The sequence below is a fragment of the Arthrobacter sp. J156 genome (assembly GCF_056172865.1).
This window is the reverse complement of the sequence record NZ_CM149650.1, coordinates 2,340,610-2,364,165: the sequence shown is the minus strand read 5'-3', so window position 1 is coordinate 2,364,165 and position 23,556 is coordinate 2,340,610. Positions and strand designations below refer to the sequence as shown.

23 protein-coding genes are annotated in these 23,556 nt (G+C 74.1%); 12 read left to right on the top strand and 11 right to left on the bottom strand.

Features of this window, described 5'->3' with window-relative positions; all coding sequences use genetic code 11:
• Positions 1–93: 93 nt before the first annotated feature.
• Genes AC0QR5_RS10785 through AC0QR5_RS10775 form a run of 3 tightly spaced genes read left to right on the top strand, consistent with a single transcriptional unit; the run spans position 94 to position 2,571 of the window.
• On the top strand, positions 94–1,035 hold the full coding sequence (locus tag AC0QR5_RS10785; RefSeq protein WP_329862082.1) for a dihydrodipicolinate synthase family protein: 942 nt from the start codon (positions 94–96) through the stop codon (positions 1,033–1,035).
• A 48-nt stretch (positions 1,036–1,083) separates the two neighbouring features.
• On the top strand, positions 1,084–1,770 hold the full coding sequence (locus AC0QR5_RS10780) for an N-acetylmannosamine-6-phosphate 2-epimerase (protein WP_329862081.1): 687 nt from the start codon (positions 1,084–1,086) through the stop codon (positions 1,768–1,770).
• 45 nt (positions 1,771–1,815) lie between these two features.
• Positions 1,816–2,571 carry a glucosamine-6-phosphate deaminase gene (locus AC0QR5_RS10775; RefSeq protein ID WP_329862080.1) on the top strand — a complete coding sequence of 252 codons (756 nt, stop codon included), beginning with the start codon at positions 1,816–1,818 and terminating at the stop codon, positions 2,569–2,571.
• 27 nt (positions 2,572–2,598) lie between these two features.
• On the opposite strand, the gene AC0QR5_RS10770 is transcribed toward AC0QR5_RS10775, so the two are convergent.
• Positions 2,599–4,848 carry a hypothetical protein gene (locus AC0QR5_RS10770; protein WP_329862079.1) on the bottom strand — a complete coding sequence of 750 codons (2,250 nt, stop codon included), beginning with the start codon at positions 4,846–4,848 and terminating at the stop codon, positions 2,599–2,601.
• 303 nt (positions 4,849–5,151) lie between these two features.
• The gene (locus AC0QR5_RS10765; RefSeq protein WP_329862078.1) at positions 5,152–5,868 is read right to left on the bottom strand and encodes a hypothetical protein; all 717 of its coding nucleotides are present in this window, start codon (positions 5,866–5,868) and stop codon (positions 5,152–5,154) included.
• A gap of 89 nt (positions 5,869–5,957) precedes the next feature.
• Between AC0QR5_RS10765 and AC0QR5_RS10760 the strand changes: the two genes are divergently transcribed.
• On the top strand, positions 5,958–7,718 hold the full coding sequence (locus AC0QR5_RS10760; protein ID WP_329862077.1) for an FMN-binding glutamate synthase family protein: 1,761 nt from the start codon (positions 5,958–5,960) through the stop codon (positions 7,716–7,718).
• Here the strand turns inward: AC0QR5_RS10760 and AC0QR5_RS10755 are convergent.
• Complete coding sequence (locus AC0QR5_RS10755; protein WP_329862076.1) at positions 7,639–8,649, bottom strand: DMT family transporter; 1,011 nt, start codon at positions 8,647–8,649, stop codon at positions 7,639–7,641. The two genes, AC0QR5_RS10760 and AC0QR5_RS10755, sit on opposite strands and share 80 nt — an antisense overlap.
• Positions 8,650–8,781: 132 nt before the next feature.
• Between AC0QR5_RS10755 and AC0QR5_RS10750 the strand changes: the two genes are divergently transcribed.
• The 3 genes from AC0QR5_RS10750 to AC0QR5_RS10740 are packed head-to-tail and all read left to right on the top strand — an operon-like array spanning position 8,782 to position 11,036.
• Positions 8,782–9,666 carry a LysR family transcriptional regulator gene (locus AC0QR5_RS10750; RefSeq protein ID WP_329862075.1) on the top strand — a complete coding sequence of 295 codons (885 nt, stop codon included), beginning with the start codon at positions 8,782–8,784 and terminating at the stop codon, positions 9,664–9,666.
• Positions 9,663–10,331 (top strand): hypothetical protein, encoded by a 669-nt coding sequence (locus AC0QR5_RS10745; protein WP_329862074.1) that lies wholly within the window; start codon positions 9,663–9,665, stop codon positions 10,329–10,331. Before AC0QR5_RS10750 ends, AC0QR5_RS10745 begins: the two co-directional genes overlap by 4 nt.
• 45 nt (positions 10,332–10,376) lie before the next feature.
• Positions 10,377–11,036, top strand: a complete 660-nt coding sequence (locus AC0QR5_RS10740; RefSeq protein ID WP_329862073.1) for a nucleoside deaminase — start codon at positions 10,377–10,379, stop codon at positions 11,034–11,036.
• Here the strand turns inward: AC0QR5_RS10740 and AC0QR5_RS10735 are convergent.
• The 7 genes from AC0QR5_RS10735 to AC0QR5_RS10705 are packed head-to-tail and all read right to left on the bottom strand — an operon-like array spanning position 11,033 to position 17,483.
• Positions 11,033–12,085: an enoyl-CoA hydratase/isomerase family protein gene (locus AC0QR5_RS10735; RefSeq protein WP_329862072.1), complete on the bottom strand. Its 1,053-nt coding sequence runs from the start codon at positions 12,083–12,085 to the stop codon at positions 11,033–11,035. The genes AC0QR5_RS10740 and AC0QR5_RS10735 overlap by 4 nt on opposite strands.
• A 54-nt stretch (positions 12,086–12,139) precedes the next feature.
• The gene (gene pcaC, locus AC0QR5_RS10730) at positions 12,140–12,490 is read right to left on the bottom strand and encodes a 4-carboxymuconolactone decarboxylase (protein WP_430970736.1); all 351 of its coding nucleotides are present in this window, start codon (positions 12,488–12,490) and stop codon (positions 12,140–12,142) included.
• A 37-nt stretch (positions 12,491–12,527) separates the two neighbouring features.
• On the bottom strand, positions 12,528–13,364 hold the full coding sequence (locus AC0QR5_RS10725; protein WP_329862070.1) for an alpha/beta fold hydrolase: 837 nt from the start codon (positions 13,362–13,364) through the stop codon (positions 12,528–12,530).
• Positions 13,361–14,773 carry a lyase family protein gene (locus tag AC0QR5_RS10720; protein ID WP_329862069.1) on the bottom strand — a complete coding sequence of 471 codons (1,413 nt, stop codon included), beginning with the start codon at positions 14,771–14,773 and terminating at the stop codon, positions 13,361–13,363. Before AC0QR5_RS10720 ends, AC0QR5_RS10725 begins: the two co-directional genes overlap by 4 nt.
• Before the next feature lie 41 nt (positions 14,774–14,814).
• Positions 14,815–15,393, bottom strand: coding sequence for a protocatechuate 3,4-dioxygenase subunit alpha (pcaG, locus tag AC0QR5_RS10715; protein WP_329862068.1), 579 nt, complete (start codon positions 15,391–15,393; stop codon positions 14,815–14,817).
• Positions 15,394–15,395: 2 nt separating this feature from the next.
• A complete protein-coding gene (pcaH, locus tag AC0QR5_RS10710) occupies positions 15,396–16,229 on the bottom strand; it encodes a protocatechuate 3,4-dioxygenase subunit beta (RefSeq protein ID WP_329862067.1) in 834 nt (277 codons plus the stop codon).
• 45 nt (positions 16,230–16,274) lie between these two features.
• On the bottom strand, positions 16,275–17,483 hold the full coding sequence (locus AC0QR5_RS10705; RefSeq protein WP_329862066.1) for a 4-hydroxybenzoate 3-monooxygenase: 1,209 nt from the start codon (positions 17,481–17,483) through the stop codon (positions 16,275–16,277).
• 198 nt (positions 17,484–17,681) lie between these two features.
• Between AC0QR5_RS10705 and AC0QR5_RS10700 the strand changes: the two genes are divergently transcribed.
• On the top strand, positions 17,682–18,716 hold the full coding sequence (locus AC0QR5_RS10700) for a serine hydrolase domain-containing protein (RefSeq protein WP_329862065.1): 1,035 nt from the start codon (positions 17,682–17,684) through the stop codon (positions 18,714–18,716).
• Here AC0QR5_RS10700 and AC0QR5_RS10695 read toward each other — a convergent pair.
• Complete coding sequence (locus tag AC0QR5_RS10695) at positions 18,713–19,456, bottom strand: IclR family transcriptional regulator (RefSeq protein ID WP_329862064.1); 744 nt, start codon at positions 19,454–19,456, stop codon at positions 18,713–18,715. The two genes, AC0QR5_RS10700 and AC0QR5_RS10695, sit on opposite strands and share 4 nt — an antisense overlap.
• Before the next feature lie 158 nt (positions 19,457–19,614).
• On the opposite strand from AC0QR5_RS10695, the gene AC0QR5_RS10690 reads away from it, so the two are divergent.
• The 4 genes from AC0QR5_RS10690 to AC0QR5_RS10675 all read left to right on the top strand — a co-directional run bounded on the left by AC0QR5_RS10690 (position 19,615) and on the right by AC0QR5_RS10675 (position 23,552).
• On the top strand, positions 19,615–20,826 hold the full coding sequence (locus AC0QR5_RS10690; RefSeq protein WP_329862063.1) for a thiolase family protein: 1,212 nt from the start codon (positions 19,615–19,617) through the stop codon (positions 20,824–20,826).
• A 44-nt stretch (positions 20,827–20,870) separates the two neighbouring features.
• Positions 20,871–21,557: a 3-oxoacid CoA-transferase subunit A gene (locus AC0QR5_RS10685; RefSeq protein ID WP_329862062.1), complete on the top strand. Its 687-nt coding sequence runs from the start codon at positions 20,871–20,873 to the stop codon at positions 21,555–21,557.
• A gap of 32 nt (positions 21,558–21,589) precedes the next feature.
• Positions 21,590–22,243, top strand: a complete 654-nt coding sequence (locus AC0QR5_RS10680; protein ID WP_430970735.1) for a 3-oxoacid CoA-transferase subunit B — start codon at positions 21,590–21,592, stop codon at positions 22,241–22,243.
• A gap of 61 nt (positions 22,244–22,304) precedes the next feature.
• Entirely contained in the window at positions 22,305–23,552 is a 1,248-nt protein-coding gene (locus AC0QR5_RS10675) for an SH3 domain-containing protein (protein WP_329862060.1), read from the top strand.
• Positions 23,553–23,556: the final 4 nt, after the last annotated feature.

The window sequence follows — 23,556 nt, the reverse complement described above, 5'->3', positions numbered from 1 at the left end:
CCGGGCGGCCCCCCCGACCGGCCCGCCCGGGTGGACCCCACACAGACCACTCGGGCGGCGCCCACCATCCCACCTGCGAGAAAGAGAACCCCCGTGAGCACCGCACCAGCCACCGCCACCCCCAAGTACTCCGGCGTCATCCCGCCCGTCGTCACGCCGCGCACCGCGGACGGCGCCGTCGACGTCGAGGGCCTGGGCGCCGTCGTCGAGCACCTCATCGACGGGGGAGTGACCGGTCTGTTCGTCCTGGGCTCCTCCGGCGAGGTCCCCTACCTGACCAACGCCGAGCGCGAGCTCGTGGTCCGCACCATCGCCGCCCGCAACAACGGCCGCGTGCCGCTCATCGTCGGCGCCAACGAGCAGACCACCGCGCGCGTCATCGAGGAGGGACGGCGCATGGTCGAGCTCGGCGCCGACGCGCTCGTGGTCACCACGCCCTACTACGCCCTGTCCAACGCGGCGGAGATCGAGGCGCACCTGCGCGCCATCAAGGACGGCACCGGCGCGGACCTCTTCGCCTACGACGTCCCCGTCCGCACGCACGTGAAGTTCCCGACCGCGCTGCTGGTCAAGCTCGCCGAGGAGGGCGTGATCGTGGGCGTCAAGGACTCCTCCGGCGACGACGTCTCCTTCCGCCAGCTGCTCCTGGCGACGCGGCACCTGCCCGGCTTCTCGGTCTTCACGGGCCACGAGGTCGTCGTCGACGGCGCGCTGCTCGGCGGCGCCCACGGCGTCGTGCCCGGCCTCGGCAACGTCGACCCGGCCGGGTACCGCCGCATGTACGACTCGGCCGTGGCCGGCGACTGGGCCGCCGTACGCGACGAGCAGGACCGCCTCGCCGACCTGTTCACGATCGTCTACACCCCGGACCCGGCCCGCGTCTCCGGCGGCGCCGCCGGCCTCGGCGCCTTCAAGACTGCCCTGCAGGTCATGGGGGTCATCGGCTCCAACACGATGAGCGCCCCGATGGCCGCCCTCGACTCCTCCGAGACCGAGGCCGTGCGCGCCATCGTCGCCCGCAACGGGCTGCTCTAGGCTGCTGGTCACCACCACCGAGATCGCCCGGACGGACCAGGAGGCACCATGAAACCGACCAGCCACGAGCTCGAGGCCCTGCGCGGGGGCCTGATCGTCTCCGCGCAGGCCTACCCGGGCGAGCCGATGCGGCACCCGCAGACCATGTCCCAAGTGGCCGCCTCGGCGGTCGTCGGCGGGGCCGTGGCCGTGCGGGTGCAGGGCATCGCGGACATCCAGTTCACGCGCTCGGCCGTCGAGGTGCCCGTGATCGGGCTGTGGAAGGACGGGCACGACGGCGTCTTCATCACCCCGACCGCCCGGCACGCCCTCGCCGTCGCGAACGCGGGCGCCCACGTCGTGGCGCTCGACGGCACGCGGCGGGAGCGCCCGGACGGGCTCACGCTCGCCCAGACCATCGCGCAGGTCAAGGCCGAGTCGCACGCGCTCGTCATGGCGGACTGCGGCTCCCTCGGGGACGCATTCGCCGCGGCGGAGGCCGGCGCCGACCTCATCGGCACCACCCTCGCCGGATACACGGGCGAGCGGGAGAAGACCGAGGGGCCGGACCTCGGCCTCCTCGAGGCGATCGCCGCCGCCGGGCTCGAGGCCCCGCTCATCGCCGAGGGCCGGATCCACACCCCCGCCCAGGCCCGGGCCGCGCTCGACGCCGGCGCGTTCGCCGTCGTCGTCGGCACCGCCATCACGCACCCGGCGAGCATCACCGGCTGGTTCGTCGACGCCCTGCGGCCGTAGCACCGCACCTCACAGCACTGCATGAAAGGCCCCGTGGAAACCACCGTGAACACCCCCCGCCCGCGGCACCGCGCCCCCGAGGTGATCGTCGCCGAGGACGCCGCGGAGGCGGGACGCCTCGCCGCCCGCGTCGTCCTCGACGCCGTCGCCGCCTCGCCCGCCGCCGTGCTCGGCCTCGCGACGGGCTCCTCGCCGTTGCCGCTCTACGCCGCGCTCGCGGCGTCCGGGGCGGACTTCTCCGAGGTGTCCGGGTTCGCCCTCGACGAGTACATCGGCCTGCCCGACGGGCACCCCCAGTCCTATGCCGAGGTCATCCGCACCGAGGTCGTCGAGCGGCTGGGCCTGGACCCGGCGCGCGTGCGGACCCCGGACCCGCACGGGGCCGACCACGCCGAGCACGAGCGCCGCGCGGACGACTACGACGCGGCGATCGCCGCCGCCGGGGGCGTGGACGTGCAGATCCTCGGCGTGGGATCCAACGGGCACATCGGCTTCAACGAGCCGCCGTCCGCCTTCGACTCGCGGACGCGGGTCGTGCCGCTCGCCGAGAGCACGCGCCGGGACAACGCGCGCTTCTTCGACGGCCTTGACGAGGTGCCCACGGAGTGCATCACGCAGGGCATCGCGACGATCATGGAGGCCCGCCACCTGCTCCTCATCGCCCACGGCGCCCGCAAGGCCGAGGCCGTGCGCCGCGCGCTGCAGGGTCCCGTGACCGAGGACTTCCCGGCGTCGATCGTGCAGCGCCACCCGCGCGTGACGGTCGTCCTGGACCGCGAGGCGGCCGCCCTCCTGGGCTGAGCCGCCGCCCCGCGTTGGACCTCCGTGTCAGGCGGCCTTGCGGCGCAGGTGGCTGCGCGCCCGCAGCATGAGCACGAGCGGGATGGCCAGGAGCGCGAGCGGGACCAGCAGCACGAGGCCCGTGGGCGACTCCGTCACCGCGGCCGCGCGCGTGGATCCCTCGAGCCGTTCGGTGCCGGAGGCCAGCTCGGTGGAGCCGCTCGCGAGGCGGGAGGTCCCGTCGGCGAGGGCCTGGTTGCCCTCGGCGAGGTCGCCGGCCCCGGCCTGGAGCCGCGTCGTCCCGTCCGCCAGGTCCCCGGCGCCCGCGTCGAGCTTCGCGAGGCCGCCCTCGAGCCGGCCCGAGCCGTCGGCGAGCCGACCGGCCCCGTCCTTGAGCTTGAGCGCTCCCTCGTGGAGCTTCGCGTTGCCCTCGTGCAGGGTGTAGGCGCCGTCGCGCAGCTTGAGCGCCCCCGCCGCGGCGGTGTCCGCGCCCTTCTTCAGGTCCGGCGTCTTCGACGCGAGCTCCGAGGTGCCGGCCCGCAGCGTCCCGGCGCCGTCGGCGATCTTCCCGTTGCCCTCGGCGAGTTCGCCGGCCCCGGCGGCCAGGCGCCCCGCGCCGGCCTGGAGGCGGTCCGTGCCCTCGACGAGCGCCCCCGTGCCGGTCTTCAGCTCACCGGTACCGGCCTTGAGCTGGCCCGCGCCGTCGGCGAGCCGTCCCGCGCCCTCGGCCAGACGGTCCGTTCCGGCCGCGAGCTCGCCGGCCCCGGTACCGAGCGCCCCGGCGCCCTCGCGCAGCTTCCCGGCCCCGTCGGCCAGTTCGCCGTTGCCGGCCGCGAGCCGGGTCGAGCCCTCGGCGAGCTGGGCGGTGCCCGCGAGCAGTCCCGGGTTCTTGTCCCCGTCGCCCGCGAAGCCGGCCTGGATCTGGGCGAGCCCGGCGTCGAGCGCCCCGGCGCCCTTCGCCGCGTCCGCGCCGCCGGCGTCGAGCTTCTTCAGCCCCGCCGAGAGCTCGCCGGACCCGGCCGCGAGCCGCGCGGCCCCGCCGTCGACCTCTTCGAGGCCCGCGGCGAGCTGGGCGGTGCCCGCCTGCAGGCGTCCGCTGCCCTCGGCGAGCTGCGCGGCGCCGTCGGCGACCTGGCCGGCGCCGGAGTTCAGCTGCTCGAGCTTGGACAGGAGCACGCCGATCGGCACGAGCGGATTGTCCTTGGCGAACTGGAGGAGCTCCTCGGTGCCGGCACCCACCTGCGCGGCGCCGTCGCTCAGGCGCTGCGCTCCCGGCCCGGCCTCGGACGCGCCGGCGGCGAGCTGGCGCGCGCCGTCCAGGGCGGCCGCGGTCCCGGCCTTGAGTTCCTTCGAGCCGGCCGCGAGCTCCCCGGCCCCCGTCGAGGCCTGGCCGATCCCGGCGGACAGCGTGCCGAGGCCCTCCTTCAGCTGGCCGGAACCGGCCTTCGCGGTCTCGACGCCGGCGCCGAGCTTCTGTGCTCCCTCGTCCACGCGCGCGGCGCCGTCGGCGAGCGTCCCGGCGCCCTCGGCGGCGGCCTGCGCGCCGTCGGCGAGGCGGGCCGCACCGGCGTCGACCTGCGAGGCGCCGTCGGCGAGCCGGCCGGCTCCGTCCTTGAGCTGCCCGGCCCCGTCGCCGAGCTCCCGGCCGCCCTGCGCGAGGGAGGCGGCCCCGGCGTCGACCCGGCCGACGCCCTCGTCGATCCGGCCCGCGCCGTCCGCGAGCTCGCCGGTGCCCTCGCTGAGCTCGGAGGCCCCGGCGTCGAGCTTCGAGGCGCCTTCCCGGGCCGAGGCGGCGCCGGTGGCCAGGCGGGCGGCCCCCGCGTCGAGCTTCTTCGCGGCGGCGTCCGCGCGGCCCGCGCCGGCGGCGACCTTGGACACGCCCGTGCCGAGCGCCTGTCCTCCGTCCGCGAGCCTCGCGGCGCCCTCGGCGGCCCGGTAGGCGCCGTCGGAGAGGGTCCTCGTGCCCTCGGCGAGGGCACCCGCGCCCTCGGAGAGGTCCTGGGCCCCGCGGTGCGCGGTGCCCGTGCCGTCCGCGAGCTTCGCGGCGCCCGCGTTCAGTTCCGCGGCGCCCCCGGCCAGGGTGGACGCGCCGGCGGCGGCCCGGCCTGCCCCGGACTCGAGCTCGCCGATCCCGTCCTGCGCCTGGCCCATGCCCGCGTTGAGCTGGGCGGCGCCGTTGGCGAGCTGGCCGCTGAACAGGGCGTAGAAGGCGAGGGCCGCGATGAGGAAGAGGGCCAGGAGCACGGTGACGACGGTGTGCATCAGCCGGTGCTGTTTGGCGGCGTGGTGTGCGTTCATGGGTCTCCTTGGGGGAGCCGGGCGGCGCTGCCCGGGCTGTTTTCGGGCGCGCCGAAGCGCGGCCGGTGGGGGTGGAGCTGCGCGGGACGGGGTGGGGCCCGCGCTTGGAGCGCAAGGACGGCCGGCCGCGTGGCGGCGGCGGCCATCCCGGGTTGGTGTGACCTGGGTTACATTGAACCTACTGGAAAGTAACTTTGCAAGCCCCTCCCCGTTCTCCCGCGGATTCCCGGGCCCCGCGCCGCCCGGAAAGCACCGGGGGCCGGGATGGAATCACCACCCCGGCCCCGCTGCGCACGCTCCGTCCTACTGCGGGAACGGCCAGTCGACGGCCTCCTCGTCGAGGTCCGTGAGCACCACGGAGCCCTCGGCGGCCGGGACGTCGAGCACGAGGAAGCCGTCCTCGTCGTCGTCGTCCGGGCCCAGCTCGTCTTTGATCCTCTCGTCCTCGAAGTCCTCGCCGTCGGGGCCCTCGAAGTCGTCGCCGATGTCGCAGGAACGGGCCGCGTCGGTGTCCAGCGCGGCGTCGGAGCGCTCGCCCTCGGGCGAGTAGTAGGACCACTGGTCCGCGGCGAGCCGGATCGGGCGGGAACCGGCGGCGTCGTCGTGCCAGGCGTCGAGGTCCAGGACCAGGAAGTGCCCGTTCTCCGGCGCGGCGCCGTCGGGGCAGGAGTCGACCACCCGCATCCGTTCGACGGTCACGCCCGCGACCGCCTTCCCGTCCCCGTCCTCGAAGCGCATCTCCTCGCCGAGCCGGCCGATCGCGACCCCGCGCTCGTTGCTCAGCCCCGTCATGGTCTCGTTCGCCGGGATGCTCGCGTCGGGGGTGCCGCTCGGGCCGGTCTGCTCCGCGGACGCGGGGGAGGAGTCCGACGCCGGGGCCGCGCCGGAGGGATCCGCCGCGCCTTCGGGGGACGTCGCCCCGGGGCCGGCGGCGCACGCGGCGGTGAGCAGGATCGGGGCCGCGGCCAGCAGGGCGGCGGCGCGTCGGGCGGGGGACGGGGTGCCGTGGTGTGTCTGCATGGCACCAGCCTCGCACGGGACGATGAGGCCGGAATGAGAGCCGCCGGAACGGCTCCGCGGACGGGCTACGGCGCGGTAGGCTCGCGTCCATGGTGCGCTTCCTGATCCTCGCCCTGTTGTCCCTGCTGGGATTCGCCACGGTCGTGGCGGCGTCCTTCGGTTCCGCGGGCTGGTGGGCGATGGCCGGCGTCGCGCTGGCCCTGCTGGCCCTCGGCATCCACGACACCCTGCAGACCAAGCACGCGATCCTGCGCAACTTCCCGGTCCTGGGCCGCATGCGCTACCTGCTCGAGTCGATCCGCCCCGAGATCCAGCAGTACTTCATCGAGCGCAACTACGACGGCAAGCCGTTCGACCGCGACACGCGCTCGCTCGTCTACGCCCGCGCCAAGGGCGCGGACAGCCACAAGGCGTTCGGCACGGAGCGGGACGTGAACGAGCTCGGCTACGAGTACCTCCTGCACTCGACCGCGCCCGTCCCGCCGCCCGCGGACCCGCCGCGCGTGGTGATCGGCGGACCGGACTGCCGGCAGCCCTACGCGATCTCCCTCATGAACGTCTCCTCCATGAGCTTCGGCTCGCTCTCGAAGAACGCCGTGCTGGCCATGAACAAGGGCGCGGCGCTCGGCGGCTTCATCCACGAGACGGGCGAGGGCGGGCTCACGGAGCACCACCTCGCCTACGGGGCCGACCTGTTCTGGGAGGTCGGCTCGGGGTACTTCGGCTGCCGCGACGAGGACGGGCGGTTCGATCCGGAGCGCTTCGCCGCGAAGGCCGCCCACGAGCGCGTCAAGGGCATCACCATCAAGCTCAGCCAGGGCGCCAAGCCCGGTCTCGGCGGCGTGCTGCCGGCCGCGAAGATCACCCCGGAGGTCGCGGCGGCCCGTGAGATCCCGATGGGCGTGGACTGCGTCTCCCCGGCCTCGCACTCCGCGTTCCACACGCCCCGGGAGCTCATGGAGTTCGTCGGCCGGCTGCGGGAGCTCTCGGGCGGCAAGCCGATCGGCTACAAGTTCTGCGTGGGCTCGCGCACGGACGTGCTGGCGATGTGCAAGGCGATGCTGGAGACCGGGATCGCGCCGGACTACGTCATCGTCGACGGCTCGGAGGGCGGCACGGGCGCCGCCCCGCTCGAGTACGAGGACCACGTGGGCACGCCGCTGACCGAGGGGCTCATGCTCGTCCACAACGCGCTCGTCGGCACGGGGCTGCGGAGCCGGATCCGGATCGGCGCGGCCGGGAAGGTCGCCACGGGCAGCGACATCGTCAAGCGCCTCATCCAGGGTGCGGACTTCACGATGAGCGCCCGCGCGATGATGATGGCCACGGGCTGCATCCAGGCCCAGAAGTGCCACACGAACGAGTGCCCCGTGGGGGTCGCGACGCAGGACAAGCGCCTCATGCGCGCCCTCGACGTCGAGGACAAGGGCAACCGTGTGCACAACTACCACAAGCTCACGGTCCAGGAGGCGGCGCAGATCATGGCGTCCATGGGCGTGACGGACCCGGCCCGGCTGAGCCCGCGGATGCTCCGGCGCCGCGTGGACCACCTGACGACGCGCAGCTACGCGGCGGTGTACCACTGGATCCGGCCCGGCGAGCTCCTCGAGGAGCCGCCGCGCGGGTGGGCGCTGGACTGGGAGGAGGCGGACGCGGACCACTTCGGCGAGCACGCCCCGATCCCCTGGATGGAGCCGCTCGAGCCCGTGCCGGGTATGACGCCGGACGGCGTCCCGGGCGCGCGGGTGGCGGCTCCGGCGCGGACCGAGATCAAGGACACGACGCACGGGACGACGCCGGTCGTGGCCGGGAGCGCGGTCCGTCCGGAAGGGCGGCCGGGAGCAGGGTGACGGTCCGAGGGGCCGGTTCGGCCGTCCTTCCCGCGGGGCGGACCCGGCGCGACTGGGCCACGATGATGCCGGCGAGGATCATCGCCCCGCCGACGGGGTGGTGCCAGGCGAGCGTCTCGCCGAGGACGGCCACGCCGAGCAACACGCCGACGAGCGGGGTCAGGTAGGTCACGGTCGAGGCCGCGACGGCGCCCCACGCGGTGACCACCAGGGTGAACCAGATGTAGGCGATCCCCGTGCCCAGGATCCCGAGCGCCGCGAGCGAGGCGAGCATGGGCGCGTCGAACCGCATCGGCGCCCAGCCCGTCAGGGGCATCAGCACGAGCGCGGCGGCCGCCGCGAGGCTGACCTGCACGGTCGAGACCGTCAGGGCGTCGTGGTGGTGCCGTCCGGCGACGAAGCGGCGCAGGTAGGCGGTGCCGAAGCCGTAGCAGGCGGTGGCGCCGAGGCAGGCGAGCTGGGCTTCAAGCGCGGCGCCCGCCGTGGCCGCGAGGGTCCACGGACCGACGACGACCACCACGCCGGCGGCGCCGAGCGCCACGCCCGAGGCCCCGCGCTGGCCGAGCCGCTCGGTGGGCAGGATCGCCGCGGTGAAGAGCGCGGCCATGATCGGCGTGCTCGCGTTGAAGATCGAGGACAGCCCCGAGGGGATGTGCGGGGCCGCCCACGCGAAGAGCAGGAACGGGACGGCGCACAGGAACAGCGCGGTCACCGCCATGTGCCCCCAGAAGCGGCGGTCCCGCGGCCAGGCGCGCTCGGTGACGACCATGAGCACGCGCAGGGTGAGCGCGCCGAGGACCAGGCGGCCGGCGGCGATCTGTCCGGCGGTGAGGCCCTCGGCCGCGACCTTCATGAAGAGGAAGCTCGAGCCCCAGACGAGCGCGAGCGCGGCGAAGGCCAGCGGGAGCGAGATCCTGCGCAGCGTGTCCATGGTGTCCTCCTGGGTGTCTTCCCCGTAGACGGGGGCCGGGCCGGGAACGTGAGCCGGGCCGCTCGCTCCAGCATCCGTCCGGACGCTGCATGAATCAAATACATTGGCTTCAAGCGGGTATATGCTGCACTCATGACAGTGACCCTGCCCCAGCTCCGCGCGCTGGCGGCCGTCGTCGACCACGGCTCCTTCACCGCCGCGGCCGAGAAGCTCGGCGTCAGCCAGTCCTCCGTCTCCCACACGCTCAAGTCCTGGGAGAAGGCGATCGGCGCCCCGCTCCTGGACCGCGACCGCGGCAACCGCCCCACCCGGCTCGCCTCCGAGCTCCTGCCCCACGCCCGCTCGGCCCTCGCCGCCCTCGAGGCGCTCCAGGGCAGCATCGACGCCGGCTCCGGCAAGGTCCGCGGCTGCGTGCGGCTCGGCGCCGTCGCCACCGCGTGCCAGGGTCTCGTCCCCGGGCTCATGGGCCTCTGGAAGGCCCGGCTGCCGGAAGTGGAGGTCAGCATCTTCGAGGGCGACGACGACGAGCTGCCGGACTGGCTCGAGTCCGGCATGGTCGACGCCGCGATCCTGATCGACCCCGCCTCCACCCCGCCGGGGTCCCGCGTGGTCGCCGTCGACGAGATGCGGGCGATCGTGCGCCGCGACCACCCGCTCGCCGACGAGCCGTCGATGCCGCTCGACGAGCTCCTGCAGGACGGGCTGATCGCCGGCCAGGGCGGCTGCGAGGGCCAGCTGCGCCGGATCCACGCGCTCGCCGGGATCCCCTTCGAGACGAGCCAGCGGGTCCGCGAGCTCGCGACCATCATGAGCATGGTCCAGGAGGGCATCGGCGTCGCCATCATCCCGAGCCTCGGCGAGGGGATGCTCCCGGCGTCGTTGTGCATGAGGCCGCTCGTGCCCACGGTGGAGCGGACCCTCGTGCTCAGCGGTCCGGCGTCGCGTCCCTGGAACCCGTTGGTCGGAGAACTGATAGCCGCCCTGCCCGAGCAGGAGCCGATGAGGAGGACGACGTGACCGCACTCTCCGGACGGCGGGCCCGCACGCCCGCCGTCGTCCGCGTCGTCGAGGTCCTCGCCTGGCTCTCGGCGGTCCTGACCGTGCTCGGGACGCTCGTCGAGGCGGCCACGGCCGCGCTCGGCCCCGCCGTCTGGGTGCCGCTTCCCGTGGCGGAGTCCTGGCCCCGGCTCCCGGCGTCCGCGTCCGTCGAGGGGGCCACGGCACGCGTGGTCGGGGGAGGCTTCACAACGGCGGAGGTCGACGTCGAGGGGCTGTCCGGCGTGACGCGTGCCCTGCTGGCCTCCGGTGCCGTGGTGCAGGGCGGGACGGTCGTGGTCCTGCTGCTCCTCGTGGCCGGGCTCTGCCGCCGGCAGCGCCTCGGAACGCTCCACGACGGATCCCTCTCGCGCCGGCTGCAGGGTGCCGGCCTGCTCACGGTGGTCGCCGGCGTCGTGTGGCAGCTGTGCCTCGGGGCCGGGGCGAATCGCGCCGCCGAGGAGGCGCTGCGGATCGACGGCGCCGCGTGGGACGAGTCGATCGTGGGCTGGGAAGGCCCGGGCGAGCTGCTCGGGTTCCCCGCGCCCGGCTTCGGGCTGCAGATCGATTTCTGGCCGATCGGCCTGGGGCTGCTGCTGATGGTGCTCGCCGTCGTCTTCCGCAAGCCCGCCGGCCCTGTCCCGTAGGCCGCGCCGCGGCTACGCTGGATCCCTACGGCGAGGGGAGCGGCGATGACGACGACGGACGGAGCGGCGACGGACGGGACCGGCACCGTGGATCCGGCCCGCGCGGGAGCCGGCCTCCCGGCGTCGTTCCGTCTCGAGGCCCCCGGCTGGCTGCGCCGGGAGCTCGAGGCGATCCCGGAGCTGCTGCCCGATCCCGAGGACCGCATCCGGCTCGCCAGCCGCCTCGCCGCCCGCACGATCGCCGAGGGCGACGGCGGTCCGTTCGGCGCCCTCGTGACGGAGGGGCCGGAGCACCGTGTGGTCTCGGCCGGGGTGAACCTCGTGATGGACACGGGACTGTCCGCGATGCACGCCGAGGTGGTCGCGTTGCAGCTCGCCCACGCGGCAGCGGGGGCGCGCGACCTCGGGGCCGACGGGGCCCGGCGCACGCTGACCACCAACGCCCAGCCCTGCCTGATGTGCCTCGGCGCCGTGATCTGGTCCGGCGTCCGCGAGCTCGAGTACGCCGTCGGAAGCGGCGAGGTGGAGGCGCTCACGGGCTTCGACGAGGGGCCGATCCCCGCGCGCTGGGAGGCCGAGCTCGAGGCCCGCGGCATCGCGGTGCGCGGCGGGATCCTGCGCGAGGAGTCCCTCGGCGTCTTCGGCGAGTTCCGCCGCCTCACGCAATCGGGGACCGCGACGGTCTACAACGCGCGCGGGGCCTAGCCGTCCGCGGCCGCGCCGAGGACGACGCCGGAGATCGCCTCGCGGTCCACGTCCGCCGGGTCGGCGGGGGACCAGTGCGGGTTGCGGTCCTTGTCGATCACCTGGGCGCGGATCCCCTCGGGCAGGTCCGGATGGTCCATGAGGAACGCGGCGAGCCGCAGCTCGCGGTCGAACGCCTCCGGCAGGTGGTCGGCCGCGCGGGCGGCGCGGACCGCCTGCAGCGCCGTCTCGGCCGCGAGCGGGGACACCGATCGGACGGCCCGGGCCGCGTCCGCGGCGCCGCGGTGGGGAAGCGAATCCAGCGAGGCGAGGATGTCCGCGACGGTGCGCCCGGCGAAGGCGGCGTCGATCCACGGCTGCGCCAGGAGCGAGGTCCCCGTGTCCGCGGGCGCCGGGGATCCGTGCATGACTTCGAAGGCCGCCGCGAGGTCCTCCGCGGGCAGCCCCGCGAGATCCGGCAGCGCGTCCAGGACGTCCCCGAGCGCGTCCTCGGCGACGCAGAAGTCGGCGAAGCCGGCGTGGATCGCGTCCGCGGCGCCCATCGTCCCGGCCGTCAGGGCGAAGTACTCGCCGAGGTGTCCGGGCGCCAACCCCAGGAGGTGCGTGCCGCCGACGTCGGGGGAGTAGCCGATCCGCGTCTCCGGCATGCCGACCTTCGAGCGCGGCGTGACGATCCGGACGGAGGCGTGCCCGGCCAGGCCAACGCCGCCGCCCATGCACAGCCCGTCCATGAACGCGACGACGGGCTTCGGGTAGGTGGCGATCGCGTGGTCCACCGCGAATTCCTCGGCCAGGAAGTCCAGGAAGTCCTGGTGGCGGTCCGCGACGATGGACTCGTAGAAGCACTTGATGTCGCCGCCGGCGCAGAAGCCGCGCTCGCCGGCGCCGCGCAGCACGACGATCCGCACCGCGGGGTCCTCCCGCCAGGCGTCCAGGGCCGCGCCGACCGCGGCCACCATCGGGCGGGTCAGGGCATTGATCTTCTCGGGCCGGTTCAGGGTGATCAGGCCCAGGCCGGCTCCGGTGCTCGTCAGGACGTGCTCGCTCATGCCCACGACGCTACCGCACGGTTCGCTCCCGCCGCCGGTGCCCGGGCCCCGGGCTCAGTCCTCGTACTCGGCCAGGACCTTCTGCCCGATCTTGAAGGCCACGTTCGCCGCCGGCACCGAGCAGTAGATGGCCGATTGCAGGAACACCTCCTTGATCTCATCGGGGCTCATGCCGTTGCGCAGGGCGGCGTGGACGTGCATCTCGAGCTCCTCCCAGTAGCCGCCGGCGATCATCGCGGTCAGGGTGATCGCCGAGCGCGTCGTGCGCTCGAGCCCCGGGCGGGTCCAGATGGTGCCCCACGCGTAGCGGGTGATCATCTCCTGGAACTCCTCGGTGAAAGGGCTCGTGTTGGTGTTCGCGCGGTCGACGTGGGCGTCGCCGAGGACCTGGCGGCGCACCACCATGCCGTCGTCGTACGGGTCGCCGGGCAGGCGGGTCGATTCAGCCACGGGGGTCCTCCTGGGTGAAGAAGTCGATGAGCAGTCGGGCGGTCGCCTCGGGATCCTCGGCCGGCGCCAGGTGCGCGGCGGAGGGTACGACGGCGGAGCGTCCGTCCGCAACGCCGGCCGCCAGGGCCTCGGCGTCGGCGGGCGGGCAGACGGAGTCGTGCGCGCCGGCGATCGCGAGCAGCGGATCGGTGATGGCACCGAGCCCGTCGCGCAGGTCGAAGCCGGCGAGGGCCCCGCACGCGTGGGCGTAGGAGAAGCGGTCCGCGTCCTGCAGGGTGTGCAGGAGGTTGGTGGAGACCACGGGGTTCGCCTCGATGAAGCCGGGGGCGAACCAGCGCTGCGCCGATCCGACCACCATGGTCGGCGTCCCGGCCCGCGCGACGAGCTCCGCGCGCTCTGTCCAGGCCTCGGGCGTGCCGATCTTCGCGGCGGAGCAGATGACGGAGATCCGGGAGAAGAAGCCCGGATGGTCGTGCCCGAGCTGCACGCCCGTGGCGCCGCCGATGGAAACCCCGGCGTAGTGGACGGGGAGCGCGGGATCGATCCGCCCCTCTTCCCGCAGCGCCCCGGCCGCGGCGACGACGGCGGAGGCGAGCTCGGCGAGCGTGAAGGGCTCCGTGCTCGGCGCGGCCCCGCCGTGGCCCGGCAGGTCCCACGCGAAGAGCTCGAAGTGCGGGGCGAGCAGGGGCGCGATCGGCCCCCACAGCGCCACGGCCCCCGTGCCGAGCGAGGGGCCCAGGACCAGGGCGGGCCTGCCGGAGGGCGCGCCGGACGGGTCGCCGCCGGCGATCGGGTTCAGGTGGGTGGTGCGCAGCCGTGGTGCGGTCATGATTCCTTCCGGAGGTGTCGGTGGCGTGCCAGGGCGGCGTCGATGAAGGCGTCCGCCTGGCCGAGGTAGCCGGACGGGTGGAAGAGCGCGTCGAAGTCCGCGGGATCCATCGCCCCGTCCGGGAGTCCGGCCCGTAGCAGCTCCCGCAGTTCGCCCCCGCCGCCGAGGGAGTCCCGCACGGCGGCCTGGATCCGGGCCTTGCCCGCGGCCGCGTCCCCCTTCCCGAGGGCGGGGGCGAGCCGCGCCATGAGCCGTTCGGAGACGAGGAGGTCCCCGGACAGGGCCGCGTTGCGCGCCATGGCCTCGGGGTGGACGCCGAGGCCCTCGGCGAGGGAGGCGAGCTTCGCGGCGGACCCGCCGGCCAGTCGCAGCAGCTCGCGCAGCGCGGCCCACTCGGCGTGCCAGGCGCCGTCGGGGCGCTCGTCCACCGCGGTGCCGGCGGCGAGGAACAGCTGGGCGGCGTGCTGCGGCGCGGCGAGCGCGGCCTGCTTGATGAGCACCGAGAGCACGGGGTTCTGCTTCTGCGGCATGGCCGAGGAGCCGCCCTTGCCGGCCTCGCGGGGTTCGGTGAGCTCGGCGAGCTCGGGCCGGGCCAGCAGCAGGACGTCGGCGGCCACCTTGCCGGCCGCCGCGCACACATCCGCGAGCGAGGCGCCGAGCCCCGTCAGCGGGAGCCGGTTCGTGTGCCACGGCGCGCCCGGATCCGCGAGGCCCAGCTGCGCCGCCAGGGCGCCGGTCAGCTCCGGGACCCGGGCCCCGGCGTCGTACCCCGCGGACGCGAGCGAGTCCGTCAGCGAGGCGAGCGTCCCCACGGCCCCGCCCCACTGCAGCGGCGCCGCGTCGAGCGCGGACTCGAGCCGCCGCCCCGCCTCCACGACGCCGGACAGCCAGTTCGCGGCCCGCAGCCCGAACGTGCCCGGCAGGGCGTGCTGGGTGAGCGAGCGCGCGACGCACAGCGTGCCGCGGTGCGCGTCCGCGAGCCGCGCGAGGGCGTCCGCGGAGCGCCGGACGTCCGCCCGCAGCACCCCGCCCGCGCGGACGGCGAGCAGCATGAGCGCGGTGTCGATGATGTCCTGGCTCGTGGCGCCGCGGTGGACAACGGCCGCGGCGCCCGGAGCTCCGGCCGCCTTCAGTTCCGCCCGCAGGTCCCCGAGGAGGGGGATGAGGACGTTGCCGCCGTCGGCCGTGCGCGCCGCGAGCGACGCCGCGTCGTAGAGCGAGGCGTCGGCCGCCGCGTCCACCGCGTCGGCGGTCCCCGCCGGGCAGAGCCCCGCGTCCTCGAGCACCGCGACCCATGCGGCCTCGACGTCGAGGAGCGCCTGGACCAGCGCGGCGTCATCCGTCGCCGCGGCGACGGCGGTGCCCGCCCAGGCGGGGTTCAGCAGTCCGTAGTCGGTACTGGTCATCATGCTCCACAAGCTAGCAGTGTCAACGGCGTCCCGGCTCCGGGCTAGGACAGCCGCGGGTACTGCAGGAACGCCGTCTCGCCCTCGCCCTGCAGGCGCACGTCGAAGCGCAGGCTCCCGTCCGCCTCGCGCGTGGCGATCAGGCTGTCCCGGGCGGCGTCGTCGAGCGAGGAGAGCAGGGGGTCGGCCGCGAGGGCCTTGGCGTCCTCCGGCAGGTAGATCCGCGTGAACAGGCGGTTCATCAGGCCGCGCGCGAACACGGTGAGCAGGATGAACGGCGCCTTGCCGGGCTCGCTCGGCCCCGGGTTGACCGTGGTGAAGGTGTAGCGGCCCAGGTTGTCCACGGGGACGCGGCCCCAGCCGGTGAAGGTATAGCCGTCGCGGACCAGCGATCCGGTCTCGGCCGGGACGTTGCCGTCCTCGTCCGCCTGCCAGATCTCCAGCAGCGCGTCCGGGATCGGATCGCCGTTGCCGTCGGTGACGTCGCCGTAGAGGCGTACCGCGCGCGGGTGGCCCGGGTGCAGCAGCTCGCCGCCCTTCTCGAAGGGCAGGGCGTAGCCGAAGAACGGGCCCACGGTCTGCCCCGGCGTCGGAACGAGCTTCAGTTCAGGTGCCTGTGCCATCTCTAGTGGTCCCCCTCTTCGTCTTCCATCCAGGTGCGGTTGCTGCCCGTGAGCACGATGTCCCAGCGGTATCCGGTGGCCCATTCGTGGCTCGTCACCGAGTGGTCGTAGACGGCCACGAGCCGGTCGCGGGCCTTCTGGTCCTGGATCGACTGGTAGATCGGGTCCAGGCTGAACAGCGGATCGCCCGGGAAGTACATCTGGGTGATCATGCGCTGCGTGAAGTCGGTGCCGAAGAGCGAGAAGTGGATGTGCGCCGGGCGCCACGCGTTGTGGTGGTTCTTCCACGGGTACGGGGCCGGCTTGATGGTCGTGAACGTGTACTCGCCGTTCTCGCCCGTGATGGCACGGCCCACGCCCGTGAAGTTCGGGTCGATCGGGGCCGGGTGCTGGTCCCGCTTGTGCACGTAGCGGCCCGCGGCGTTGGCCTGCCAGACCTCGATCAGCTGGTTGCGGACCGGGCGGCCGTCGCCGTCGAGGACGCGGCCCGTGACGACGATGCGCTCGCCGATCGGCTCGCCGTTGTGCTGGATGGTCAGGTCCGATTCGAGGACGTGCACGTCGCGCTGGCCGAACGCCGGGCTGTGGAGCTCGATCGTCTCCGGGTCGGCGTGGTGCAGGCTCTTGGTCGGGTGGCGCAGCAGGGAGCTGCGGTACGGGGCGAAGTCGATCCGCGGCTGCGTCTCCTCTTCGCCGCCCGCCGCGACGGAATCGCGGTAGGCGCCGTGGAGGGCGGAGATCTCCTCGTTGATCTGCTCCTGCGAGGCCGTCGAGGCGGCCGGGTCCAGCACGTGGCTGTTCGCGAACGTCTCGTTGCCGGTGTCGGTGGTGGCCATCGAGCGCTCCTTTCGGGTGGGGTGCTTGGTGTGGTGGGTGGTGGTCTAGCGGGAGGACGACGCCGGGGCGTGGGGCCAGCCGGTGTAGGACTCGGCCAGGTACTGCCGGCCGAAGCGGGAGGACGTGACGGTCTCGAGCTCGCCGAGCGCGCGCTTGGCCGCGAACGGATCTCCCCCGGCGGGGGTGTGCAGCATGTTGGTCATCCACGCGGAGAAGTTCTGCGCCTTCCAGACCCGCCGTAGGGCGGTGTCCGAGTAGGCCGCCAGCAGCGCGTCGTTGCCGGTGGAGTAGAAGGAGTCGAGGGCCTCGAAGAGCACCTCGACGTCGGCGAGGGCCAGGTTCAGTCCCTTGGCGCCGGTCGGGGGCACGGTGTGCCCGGCGTCGCCGGCCAGGAACAGGCGGCCGTGGCCGAGCGGTTCGCGGACGTAGGAGCGGAAGCCGAGCACGGTCTTGTCGAAGATGGGGCCGGTCTTCAGCTCGAAGCCGTCGGGGCCGTCGACGCGGCGCTGCAGCTCGGACCAGATGCGGTCCTCGCTCCAGGCGTCGACGTCCTCGCCCGGATCGCATTGGAAGTACATGCGCTGCACGGTCTCGCTGCGCTGGCTGATCAGGGCGAAGCCGTGGGGCGAGTTGGCGTAGACCAGTTCCGGGGCGCTCTTGGGGGCCTCGGTGAGGATGCCGAACCAGGCGAAGGGGTATTCGGCCTTGAAGTCGCAGGCGTGCGGGATGGCGCGGCGGCAGAAGCTCCGGGAGCCGTCGGCGCCGACGACGACGTCGCAGCGGAGCTCGAACTCCGCCCCGTCGCGGTCGGTGAAGTGCAGGGACGGGGCCGTGGACTCCAGATCGAACAGGGCGGTGACCCGGGCGCCGTAGCGGACGTCGCCGCCGTCGCGCTCCCGGGCCGCGGCGAGGTCCGCGAAGACCTCGTTCTGGGCGTAGAGGGTCACGGTCGCGTCGACGAGGTCCTTGAAGTCCAGCGGGTGGGACTCGCCGTTGAAACGCAGGTCGATCCCGGCGTGTTCGTCGCCCTGGTCCAGGACGCGCCCCCCGACGCCGGATTCGGCGAGCAGCCGCACGGAACCGGATTCGAGGATGCCGGCCCGGTGGGTCGTGGCGATGTCGTCGCGCTCCCGGGACTCGACGACGACGTTCTCGATCCCGGCGCGGGAGAGCAGGTGGGAGAGCATGAGCCCCGCCGGTCCGCCGCCGACGATGCCGACGCGCGTCGTCAGCGTGGTGCGTGGTGCCGCCATGGCGTGGGCCTCCTGGAAAGTCTTCGGGGGCCGGCGGTGCCTCGATGCGCCGCGGCGGCCCGCAACCAGTGTGTCCCGGGCCACCCCGGCCCGTCCCGGACGGTCTCATTGATTGGGACGACGGCCCGGCATCCGTCACTGTGCCCGCCGCCCCTCCCGGGGTAGAGTCCGCACCACCAGCGCCGGCAGGAGGCCGTGATGCACGTCGATCCCGCCGCCCTCGAGGCGGCCATCGCCAGGAACTCCTTCACGGGCGTCGTCGCCGTCGACGAGGGCGGCGTGCGCACGCTCGAGCGCTGCGCCGGCCACCTCCACCGCGCGCTCGGCGTGCCGATGACGGCCGACGCCCGGATCGGGATCGCGAGCGGTAGCAAGGCGTTCACGGCCCTGGCCGTCATGCGGCTCGTCGAGGGCGGCCGGCTCCGCCTGGACCAGCGCGTGCGGGAGCTCCTCGGCGATGACCTGCCGCTCATCGACGACGCCGTCACGGTCGAGCACCTGCTCACCCACACGTCCGGGATCGGTGACTACCTCGACGAGGAGGCGGACTGGGACGTCGACGACTTCGTGCTGAGCGCCCCCGTGCACACGCTCACGAGCGCGGCCGCGTTCCTGCCCCTGCTCGACGGCTACCCGCAGGCGTCCGCGCCGGGGGAGCGCTTCACCTATTGCAACGGCGGCTACATGGTCCTGGCCGTGCTCCTCGAGCGCGTCGGGGGCGAGGGCTACCACTCGCTGATCCGCCGGCTCGTCCTGGATCCGGCGGGCCTGGAGCGGACGGGCTTCCCTCCGCTCAACGCCCTGCCGGCCGACGCGGCGTACGGCTACGTCTATGACGAGGGCGACGTCGTGAACACCCTGCACCTGCCCGTGCTCGGCAACGGCGACGGCGGGGCGTTCACGACCGCTGCGGATCTGCACCGCTTCTGGCTCGCCGTCGTCGAGGGGCGGATCGTCTCGCCCGCGACGGTCCAGGAGATGACCCGGCCCCGCCACGACGTGCCGGAAGAGGGGCTGCGGGCCGGGATGGGGTTCTTCCTGCACGCCCGGCACCCCGCGCTCGTGCTCGAGGGGTACGACGCCGGGGCCTCCTTCCGCTCGACCCACCTCCCCGCGGCGCGCATCACCGCGAGCGTGCTGGGCAACAGCAGCGAGGGTGCCTGGCCCGTCGCGGCCGTGCTGGACGACGCGGTCGACGCGTACTTCGCCGCGGCGGACGAGGGCGGCGCCTAGCGTTCCCCGGACAGCTCGCGCGCGATGCCGCGGGCGGCGGTGCGCAGCGCCATGACGGCCGCCGGCAGCAGCTCGGAGCCGCGGGGCACGACGACGGCGAGGACGGCGACGGCCTGCCCGCGGCCGTCGAGGATGGGGACCGCCGCCCCGGTCGTGTCCTCGTCGATGAAGCCGTCGAACGTGGCGTGGCCGGCGAGCCGGATCCGGGCCAGCTCGCGGCGGATGTCCGGGTGGCGCGCCGCGACCTCGTCGGCGTGGCGCTCGATGAACCCGTCCGCGGCGTGCGGCGGGGAGAAGGCCAGCAGGGCCATGCCCATCGAGGTGCGCAGCACCGGCATGCGGCCCGCGACGCGCGCCTGGTTCACGGCCGCGCCGGGGCGGGAGAGCCGCTCGACGATCAGCACCTCGTCCTCGTGCAGCACGGCCAGCTGCGTGTTGTGGCGCAGCAGCTGGTTGATGTCCTCCATGTACGGCAGGGCGACCTGGCGCAGGTCGCGCGCCGGGGACGCGCGGTTGGAGAGCTCCCAGAGCCGCAGCCCGAGCCGCACCGATCCGTCCGGCTCCCGGGCCAGGAGCCCGTGCTCGACGAGTTCGTCGACGAGCCGGTAGGTCGTGGCGCGCGGGATGTCCGCGCGACGGGCGAGCGCGCCGATCGAGAGGCCGGGGTGGGCGGCATCGAAGGAGGTCAGGATCCGCACGAGGCGGTCCAGCGCGGAGTCGCCCGAGGGGGAGTTCGCCACCCGTGCCTCCTTCGCTCGCCGTGGATCCGGCGCCGGCCGGCACCTCACACCCTAACCGGGCCCTTGTGGCGCACGCCATCACACGGTAGAGTTCACAGTACGCACATGAGTGCATCATGTGAACTTTTTGATGTTGACTTCCCGAGGTGAGGACTTCGATGCAGCAGGCCTTTGTCTACGACGCCGTACGCACCCCCTTCGGCAAGATCGGCGGCGCCCTCGCCTCGCACCGGCCCGACGACCTCGCGGCGCACGTCGTGCGCACCCTCGTCGAGCGCGCCCCGGCCCTCGATGCGGGCTCCATCGACGAGGTCGTCTTCGGCAACGCGAACGGCGCCGGAGAGGAGAACCGCAACGTCGCCCGCATGGCCACGCTCCTCGCCGGTCTGCCCACCTCGATTCCCGGCACCACCGTGAACCGCCTGTGCGGCTCCTCCCTCGACGCCGCGATGATGGCCTCCCGGCAGATCGAGCTCGGCGAGGCGGAGCTGATGCTGCTCGGCGGCACCGAGTCCATGTCCCGCGCCCCCTGGGTCCTGCCCAAGACCGAGCGCCCCTACCCCGTGGCCAACCTCGAGCTCGCCAACACGACCCTCGGCTGGCGGCTCGTGAACCCGCAGATGCCGGCCGAGTGGACCGTCTCCCTCGGCGAGGCCACCGAGCAGCTGCGCGAGAAGCACGGCATCACGCGCGAGGAGCAGGACGTGTTCGCGGCCCGCTCCCACCGCCTCGCCGCGGCCGCGTGGGACGAGGGCCGCTACGACGGCCTCGTGGTCCCGGTCCCGCCGAACACCCGGAAGGGCACGGAGTTCGCGCGCGACGAGACCGTCCGCGCCGATTCCACGCCCGAGGTCCTCGCGGGGCTGCGCACCGTCTTCCGCACGGGCGAGACCGCGACCGTCACGGCCGGCAACGCCTCGCCCATGAGCGACGGCGCCTCCGCCGCCTGGCTCGGATCCGAGCGCGCCGCCGGGCTGCTCGGGCTCGAGCCGATCGCCCGCATCGCCGGCCGCGGCGCCGCCGCGAACGAGCCGCAGTACTTCGGCGAGGCCCCCGTCGAGGCCGCCAACACGGCGCTCAAGCGCGCCGGCATCACGTGGTCGGACGTCTCCGCCGTCGAACTCAACGAGGCGTTCGCCGCCCAGTCGCTGGCCTGCGTCCGCCAGTGGGGGATCGACGAGGACATCGTGAACGCGTGGGGCGGAGCGATCGCGATCGGCCACCCGCTCGGCGCCTCCGGCCTGCGCGTGCTCGGCACCCTCGCCCGCCGCCTGCAGGACTCCGGCGGACGCTACGGCGTCGCGAGCCTGTGCATCGGCGTCGGCCAGGGCCTCGCCGTCGTCCTCGAGAACACCGCCGCCACCCACTGACCACCGCCCCGCAAACACCCAGCCACCATCCCGGGAGAACCCCCATGGCACCACGCATCGCCACCTCCGCCGCCGACGCCGTCGCCGGCATCCACGACGGCGCGACCGTCCTGATCGGCGGCTTCGGCAACGCCGGCCAGCCCATGGAGCTCATCGACGCCCTGCTCGACGGCGGCGCCACGGACCTGACGGTCGTGAACAACAACGCCGGTCAGGCCGACGCCGGCCTCGCGCTGCTCATCAAGGAGCGCCGCGTCGCCAAGGTCATCTGCTCCTTCCCCCGCCAGTCCGACTCCTGGCACTTCGACGAGGCCTACCGCGCCGGCGAGATCGAGCTCGAACTCGTCCCGCAGGGCAACCTCGCCGAACGCATCCGCGCCGCCGGCGCCGGCATCGGCGGCTTCTTCACGCCCACCGGCTACGGCACGCTGCTCGCCGAGGGCAAGGAGACCCGCGTCATCGACGGCCGCGGCTACGTCCTGGAGACCCCGATCCACGGCGACGTCGCCCTCATCAAGGCCCTGCGCGCCGACACGGCCGGGAACCTCGTCTACCGCAAGACGGCCCGCAACTTCGGCCCCATCATGGCCGCCGCCGCGCGCCAGGCGATCGTCCAGGTCGACGAGGTCGTCCCCCTCGGCGGCATCGATCCGGAGGTCGTCGTGACGCCCGGCCTCTACGTCGACACCGTGCTTCCCCTGCCCGCCACCACCGAAGGAGCCGCGGCGTGAACCCGAGCCCGCAGACCACGACCGACGCCCCCGTGCACCACGCCTCCACCGCCGCGCCGCTCGACCGCGACGCCCTGGCCCGCCTCGTCGCCGCCGACATCCCGGCCGGTTCGTTCGTGAACCTGGGGATCGGCCAGCCCACGAACGTCTCCAACCACCTCACCTCGGAACAGGACGTCACCCTGCACACCGAGAACGGCATGCTCGGCATGGGCCCCGTGGCGACGGGGGAGGACGTCGACGAGGACCTCATCAACGCCGGCAAGATCCCCGTCACCGAGCTCCCCGGTGCCAGCTACTTCCACCACGCGGACTCCTTCGCGATGATGCGCGGCGGGCACCTCGACGTGTGCGTGCTCGGCGCCTTCCAGGTCTCCGCCGCGGGCGACCTCGCGAACTGGCACACCGGCGCCCCGGGGGCGATCCCGGCCGTCGGCGGCGCCATGGACCTCGCCATCGGCGCCAAAGCCACGTGGGTCATGATGGGCCTCTTCACGAAGGACGGCGCCTCCAAGCTCGTCGAGGCCCTCAGCTACCCCGTCACCGGGCTCGGCTGCGTCTCCCGCATCTACACCGAATCGGCGGTGTTCCTGCTCGAGGGCGGGCGCGTCGTGGTCCGCTCGACCCACGGCACCACCTTCGAGGAGCTCGCCGAGCGCCTCCCGGTCCAGCTGCACCGGGGCTAGACGCCGGATCCCGGGCCGCCCAGGGGGTGACCCCGGCGGCCCGGGCGGCTAGGGTCGGCTCATGTCGGTCTCACCCCAGCCCGCCCGGACGCCCGGAGTCCCCGGCGGTTCCCCGGCCACGCTCCGCCTCCCACGCCCCGTCCCACGCCGCCTCCTGCGCCGCGGTGCCGCGGGCGCCCTCGCGCTGGCCCTCGCGGGCACGGCGTTCGGCACCGTGCCCGGCGCGGGTGCCGCCCCGGCGTCGTCTTCTTCCGTCGCGGTAACGACCGCCGCCGCTCGCGTTTCGGTCCCGGCGGCCCCGGCCGCCACCCATGCCCGGACCACCGCGAACCTGCACTTGCGCGCCGCCGCCGGCACGCAGCACGCCTCGCTGGGGATCATGCCGAAGGGCACCGTCGTGGCCCGGACCGGCAAGGTCTCCGGGACGTGGTGGCAGGTCAGGCACGGGGCGAAGACCGGCTGGGCCTCGAGCACCTACCTCGTCGCCGCGCCCGCCCCCGCGAAGCCGGCCCCGGCCTCCACGGCGCGCTGGTTCGGCGGATCCCAGGCCCTCTACGCGCAGCCGACGTTCGCGTCCAAGCGCCTCCAGGCCTTCACGAAGGGCACCCGGGCCACGCTCGTGCGCGCCTCCGGCGCGTGGTCCTACGTCAAGGCCCCCGGGAGCGAGGGCTGGGTGCCCACGCGCGACCTGTCCACGACCGCGACCGTCTACACGGGCGCCACGATCCTGCCCTCGAGCACGCACCGCTGGGCCCTCTACCGCTCCAACGTCCGCACGGGCCCCTCGACGGCCACGCGCAGCCTCGGCGTGGTCCCGGCGGGGGAGATGATGCCGCTGCTCGCGAGCCGCAACGGCTGGTCGCAGGTGAAGACCTCGCGCGGCACGGGCTGGATCAAGGGCACGCTCGTGACCAACCTGGCCACGAAGGCGCCCGCCTACCTGCAGCCCGTGACGGCCCGCATGCTCGCGGACGTCAAGGCCCGCCACGGGGGCAGCTACGGCTCCGTCGGGACCCTGCGCAACGGCTCGATCGGGCACCGCCTCGGCCTCGGCGCCGACTTCATGGTCAAGGGCTGGAACACGGCCGCCGGGATCCGCAACGGCGACGCGATGGCCGCCTACCTCGTCGCCAACCACCGCCGCCTCGGCGTGGACTACATCATCTGGCGGGACCGGATCTGGCTGAGCCAGGACGGACAGTGGGGCCCGTACTCGAAGGGCGGCTGGGGCCGGCACCTGAACCCACGGGGCTGGAACGCCACGACGATGCACTTCGACCACCTGCACGTGGAGACGAAGGTCGGCTGAGCGG